The sequence below is a fragment of the Agrobacterium sp. NPDC058088 genome, assembly GCF_042885035.1.
In the GTDB taxonomy this organism is placed as follows: Bacteria; Pseudomonadota; Alphaproteobacteria; order Rhizobiales; family Rhizobiaceae; genus Agrobacterium.
In genome coordinates, this window is record NZ_JBHVSU010000034.1 from 1 (window position 1) to 1558 (window position 1558).

Consider the following 1558-nt stretch of genomic DNA (forward strand, 5'->3'; position numbering starts at 1 on the left):
GTCAGCGACTGGGGTGAAGTCGTAACAAGGTAGCCGTAGGGGAACCTGCGGCTGGATCACCTCCTTTCTAAGGAAGCTGTGGAACAGTAAGACGACCGCACCGGTCTTCGGATCAACGCGGTATGAACTTTCCCGTGCTTTTTAGAACATAGATGGCACCAGTCAGGTGACCATCGAAACGTAATACGCCTGCAGATCTGCTACGCAGACAGCGGGTATGGCAAGGTTCGCCGTCCACGTTTCTCTTTCTTCAAGAAGACAAAAGCCGCATCGACCGGTACCGGAATGGGCCCGTAGCTCAGTTGGTTAGAGCACACGCTTGATAAGCGTGGGGTCGGAAGTTCAAGTCTTCCCGGGCCCACCATTTGCATATGCGAATGAGGGTTTGGGTTGAGACTGTTGGTTGATGCGAATTGTTGCCGCGCCTGGTTGATGAGACTTGGGTGATCGAGCTGGATGGGGCTGTAGCTCAGCTGGGAGAGCACCTGCTTTGCAAGCAGGGGGTCAGCGGTTCGATCCCGCTCAGCTCCACCATTTGTTTTGTCCTGACGCCCGAAGGGCTCCGGACGGGCCGCGCCACGAGGCGCGACGGACTATCGTCCTGTATGGGCGAACTGATCCGAGGTCGAGTGTGGCAGCAATACAGCGCGGTAGCGCGTCGCCAATAGTTTGGCGCCCTCACGGAGCGCCTTCGGCGCGTGAGTGCAGAATTGTCTTCTGAAGAAATAAAAGTTTGCATCGTCTGTAAGGATTGATGCCTGTTCTGAATACATTGTGAAGAGAAGATATGTCTGGAAGCTTCCAGGTGTTTTGAGCCCTTGTGGTTTGAAACGTCCGAGCCCAGTCCCTGAGAAACCTTGTGATGGCTTAGTCGGCCGGAATTGGCGGAGGGATTGGAGGTAGGAAGGAAAGCTTGTCCAAGGCATGTTTGTTGTTTGAAGGTTTAGGCCTTCATCTGATGGACATGCTGGATTGATGTTGCCTGACCGCGCATCACCGGATGATATCTCGAGAAGCTGGTCTTAATGGTATGGCTTCGAGGTGCACCGGCGTGCCCTCAATGAAGACCGTACCGACACGTCGATGTCATCGTTGGTGTTGCGGTTGTAAAAGGTAACCGTAACCGTTGTTCCTCTCTTTATCGTTAGGGATGGAATGGCTTTCGCGGCAGATTGAGTTTTGCCCGGATGGCCCGATTTGGCACCCCTTTGAGCGTAAGCGAGAAGGAAAGGTTCTGCCAAATCCAACAGATGATGAGCATAGACAATGAGAACGAAGAAGTGAATTAAGGGCATTTGGTGGATGCCTTGGCATGCACAGGCGAAGAAGGACGTGATACGCTGCGAAAAGCCGTGGGGAGCTGCGAATAAGCTTTGATCCATGGATCTCCGAATGGGGCAACCCACCTTAAATGCTTGGAAAATCCAAACCGTTTATGACGGCTTGGGTTTCCAAGCATTGTTATAAGGTATCTTACTTTCGAATACATAGGGGTAAGAAGCGAACGCAGGGAACTGAAACATCTAAGTACCTGCAGGAAAGGACATCAACCGAGACT

At 52.4% G+C, this 1558-nt stretch carries 2 tRNA genes and 2 rRNA genes; all 4 read left to right on the plus strand.

Annotated elements, in window-relative coordinates:
- Nucleotides 1–67 (plus strand): 16S ribosomal RNA (locus tag ACFVTJ_RS25400); the annotation flags it as partial.
- A gap of 220 nt (nucleotides 68–287) precedes the next feature.
- Nucleotides 288–364, plus strand: a tRNA-Ile gene (locus tag ACFVTJ_RS25405).
- A 94-nt stretch (nucleotides 365–458) separates the two neighbouring features.
- Nucleotides 459–534: transfer RNA gene (locus ACFVTJ_RS25410), tRNA-Ala, on the plus strand.
- A gap of 740 nt (nucleotides 535–1274) precedes the next feature.
- A 23S ribosomal RNA gene (locus tag ACFVTJ_RS25415) occupies nucleotides 1275–1558 on the plus strand; the annotation flags it as partial.